This window comes from Streptomyces sp. AC627_RSS907, from assembly GCF_019049165.1.
The window spans coordinates 1-597 of the sequence record NZ_JAGMUE010001550.1; the positions used below are offsets into that span (position 1 = coordinate 1).

At 71.2% G+C, this 597-nt stretch carries 1 pseudogene; it reads left to right on the plus strand.

Features of this window, described 5'->3' with window-relative positions:
• Nucleotides 1-597, plus strand: a pseudogene (locus tag KUM32_RS42940) (phenylalanine--tRNA ligase subunit beta); the annotation flags it as partial.

The window sequence follows — 597 nt, forward strand, 5'->3', positions numbered from 1 at the left end:
GATCAGCTCGGCGCCGGGCTCACCGGCCCGCTCGTCGTCGGCAAGGTGCTCGCCATCGAGGTGCTCGAAGGCTTCAAGAAGCCCATCCGCTACTGCCAGGTCGACGTCGGCCAGGCCAACAACACGGGCGAGCCGCAGAACATCATCTGCGGCGCCAGCAACTTCGCGGTCGGCGACAAGGTCGTCGTCGTGCTGCCCGGCGCCGAACTGCCCGGCGGCTTCAAGATCTCCGCGCGCAAGACGTACGGCCACGTCTCCGAGGGCATGATCTGCTCCGCCAGCGAGCTGGGCATGTCCGACGACCACGACGGCATCATCGTGCTGCCGCCCGAGCACGAGGTGGGCACCGACGCCATCGAACTGCTCGAGCTGCGGGACGAGGTGCTCGACATCGCGGTCACGCCCGACCGCGGCTACTGCCTGTCGCTGCGCGGCGTCGCCCGCGAGACCGCCACCGCCTACGGACTGCCGCTGCGCGACCCGGCCCTGCTGGACGTGCCGGCGCCCAACGGCTACGGCTACCCGGTGAGCGTGAGCGACCCGGTCGGCTGCGACCGGTTCACCGCGCGCACCGTCGTCGGCCTCTCGCCCGAGGCG